The sequence below is a fragment of the Caecibacter sp. AF58-12pH5A genome (genome assembly GCF_027681725.1).
Taxonomy (GTDB): domain Bacteria; phylum Bacillota; class Negativicutes; order Veillonellales; family Megasphaeraceae; genus Megasphaera; species Megasphaera hominis.
On sequence record NZ_JAQDBC010000072.1, the window covers coordinates 1 to 3,083 of the forward strand.

Below are 3,083 nucleotides of genomic sequence, written 5' to 3' on the forward strand. Positions count from 1 at the left end.
AATATGACAGACTCGGAATTAAAGGAATTAGCCAAGCAAAAGAGGATCACCAAAAAGGGAAAATGTAGTCCTACGTCAGATGCTTATCAAGCCCAAAATATATTATGGATCAGGGCAGGTCGACCGTTTGACAGAAAAGAGCAGCCAAATGATGATCCGTGGGGATTAATTGACAGCGAATAGTGGGGGGTAGAGAAATGATTTATTTTGTAAAGGTTGATTTAACAGTATTACTGGCACCCATAGCCCCGCTACCAAAGGACGGTGAATGATATGTGGATAAAGGCGCAAGACGGAAGTCTGATTAACAGCGATAAAATTATTAGCATAAATGTATTTGAAACAAGACTTTTTGCTGTTACTGGGTATGATTCAATGACGCATACAGATATAGTAACCGATTTAGGATATTATGAAAAATCAGACGTAGAAAAGATTAAGGGTATATTATATTGTGCATTGGGTGAACAATATGAGCCATTTACAATGCCGCCTATAGATGGATTGAAAGAATGGAACTCTATCCCAATCAGCAAAGAAGGTGATTAAATGCACTATCTAAATTACACCTTTTGTAATCGTAAAGACTGCCGTAAATACCGTATATGTGGAGTATCCGTAGCGGCAGCTGAGATGTGGAAAAAAGACAGCAAAAGGACGGCTGATGACTCACCAATCCAGAGCGAGCCGATTAATTGTGAAAGATACGAAAAGGGGCCGTGGATATGAAACTTGTAAATAAAGAAGAAAAAGAAAATGAAGAAATAATCTTGCTTCCATGCCCGTTTTGTGGTCATAAGGCTTTTATTGAATATCCAGATAAGGACACCACCATTATTGGATGTACAGAATGTAGCGCATCGGTATTTGGAGAGGAAAAAGAAAAAGTTGTAAATGAATGGAATACACGTATAAAGGATGGGATAGTATGCAGAAATTATCAATCAAAGAGCAGCTGCAATTAGTCAGACATAAATGCCCGGACGTGTGGGATGAATTTATGGATGGCTGCCCTAGTGAATATGGTCTTCCGGAAATCCCATGTATGGATCGTGATTATGCTACGGAATGTAGAGAGTGTTGGAATAAGGCGCTGGAGGATGATAAATAATGGATGACATCAAAGAATGGGTAAAAGTGATAGGAGGAAAAAATCAGAGCATCCCATCTGCCAGCACATCAAGAAAGGAATCACTAGATCACATGACACAAGGAGATAAAAATATGCTGGACGTAAGCATGAATAATATACGTAAATCGATCAATACAGCCTGCCTAATGGGACTTAGGTATGCTGTATTAGATAAGACAGGGATAGACGCTGTGGACGCTGAAATATGCGCCACGGTGGAGGAATCAGGATATAAGATGGCGTCTAATACAAGCAAGATTATTATTCAGTGGTAGGGGAGGACAAGATAATGCTTAATATAAAATTCAGGGTATGGGACAGGACAGTAAAGGTAATGACAAAAGTAAGTCAAATTAATTTTCATAGCGATTATACATACCCACAAGTTTTTTATAGATATAAAGACCCACGCACTGGGAAAGTAATAGATGAGAGGGCGCATTTTGGCTGGGATGATGGATGCGATACCGCAATTTTGATGCAGTATACTGGATTAAAAGACAGTCACGGAAAGGAAATATACGAAGGGGACATATTAAAGGGCATAAATACATATAAAAATAGTGATCATAAACCTTTTAAAGTTGTAGTCACATATGAAGATGGTAGTTTTGTAATGCACTATGTTGATCCAGACATGCCAAATTCATTAGGGGAATATAATCACATGGGCAGTTGGTCTGATTATGTCGTTTTCGAGGTCGTCGGGAATCGGTATGAGAATCCTGATTTGCTGAAGGAGCATGAGGATGATAAATAATGGATGAATTGCCAAAAGATTGTGAGAATTGCCGACACTATGACAAACCTTTAAAATTCAGCCCATGCCCGATGTGTAATTGGCAGGCAGCGACGCCCAGCGCCTGGAACGTCTTATTACAGGCAGGACGAAGGATTGGCGCTTGCGGAAGTATGTGACGGACCACGTGGCCGCCTCGGTCATCGTGACGCTGCACTCACTCCGGCATGATTTCAAATGGGGCGCGAAACGCTTGCAGAATCTACAACGGTATATCCACGACAACATCGACGCCGTCCTAAAGAGCCAGGTCCCTATCTGGGAATTCATGAAATGCCTGCACGTTGAATGTGGGATTGATTACCCGGCCCTGACGGCTTATGAAAAACAGTTCGGCCCAGTTGATATTTACCGCGGGAACCGCGGAGAAAGGTAGAAGAAGATGACAGAAAGGTACATTTTACAATTTCCTCGAGGCGTGGCTGTTTCAATTTTTCCATACGATACAGCTTATCTTAACGACGAAAAATTTTTAGAAGAATTCAAAAGGCAAATCCGGGAGGCTTTTCAGGGATACACAGCAGGCACAAATCCTGACTACATTTTGCAGGACAAAATTATGTTCATCGATTTAATCCGTGAACTGAATTTCGAAGTATCCTCAAGACAAATCTTAAACGAATGTATCCGGAATCAAGTTGACGATGCGGGTGCGTTTGACCTAGAAAATTCTTTCGACACCGACGATTTGGAGCAGTTAATTGATGAAGGCGTCAGCCGATATAGCAGAAGCTGGACCAACTGGAGCCCCGACAAACATGTAAATGCAACAGCTATCATGTTTGTCAGCATCGCTATAAAAGTGGTACTGAACTACATCCCAACACTTAAACCGAAAAAGCCGAATCGAGGTGACGAATGACATGAAATTCGGTAAATTTACGCCGTGGAACGAATGGGAAGACCACCTCAACGGGACGGAATATTACCAGTTCCACTTTAAAAACGGATACGGGGCCAGCGTCATCCGCGGCCCTCACAGCTACGGCGGACCGCAAGGCCTGTATGAGCTTGCCGTACTCCGGAATCGCCAGAACTACTGGGAAATCACGTATGACACACCCGTTACAAGCGACGTCCTGGGGAATCTGGAAGTTGACGACGTCGTGAAGGCGTTGGAAGACATCAGCCACCTGGCCGATGACTACGATT

Annotated in this window: 8 protein-coding genes; all 8 read left to right on the forward strand. The window is 42.5% G+C overall.

Annotated features, from left to right (window positions below):
* Positions 1-183 (forward strand): hypothetical protein (locus PGX44_RS13775; RefSeq protein WP_498855820.1); only part of this gene is annotated, 183 nt, incomplete at its 5' end.
* A gap of 90 nt (positions 184-273) precedes the next feature.
* A complete protein-coding gene (locus tag PGX44_RS13780; RefSeq protein WP_498855821.1) occupies positions 274-549 on the forward strand; it encodes a hypothetical protein in 276 nt (91 codons plus the stop codon).
* A 176-nt stretch (positions 550-725) separates the two neighbouring features.
* Positions 726-965 carry a Lar family restriction alleviation protein gene (locus tag PGX44_RS13785; protein WP_498855822.1) on the forward strand — a complete coding sequence of 80 codons (240 nt, stop codon included), beginning with the start codon at positions 726-728 and terminating at the stop codon, positions 963-965.
* 145 nt (positions 966-1,110) lie between these two features.
* Positions 1,111-1,407 (forward strand): hypothetical protein, encoded by a 297-nt coding sequence (locus PGX44_RS13790; RefSeq protein WP_498855823.1) that lies wholly within the window; start codon positions 1,111-1,113, stop codon positions 1,405-1,407.
* A gap of 14 nt (positions 1,408-1,421) precedes the next feature.
* Positions 1,422-1,892, forward strand: a complete 471-nt coding sequence (locus PGX44_RS13795) for a YopX family protein (RefSeq protein WP_498855824.1) — start codon at positions 1,422-1,424, stop codon at positions 1,890-1,892.
* 79 nt (positions 1,893-1,971) lie between these two features.
* The gene (locus PGX44_RS13800) at positions 1,972-2,307 is read left to right on the forward strand and encodes a hypothetical protein (RefSeq protein ID WP_498855825.1); all 336 of its coding nucleotides are present in this window, start codon (positions 1,972-1,974) and stop codon (positions 2,305-2,307) included.
* A gap of 6 nt (positions 2,308-2,313) precedes the next feature.
* Positions 2,314-2,793: a hypothetical protein gene (locus PGX44_RS13805; RefSeq protein WP_498855826.1), complete on the forward strand. Its 480-nt coding sequence runs from the start codon at positions 2,314-2,316 to the stop codon at positions 2,791-2,793.
* Position 2,794: 1 nt separating this feature from the next.
* Positions 2,795-3,083: hypothetical protein (locus PGX44_RS13810; RefSeq protein WP_498855827.1), on the forward strand; the 289-nt coding region annotated here is incomplete at its 3' end.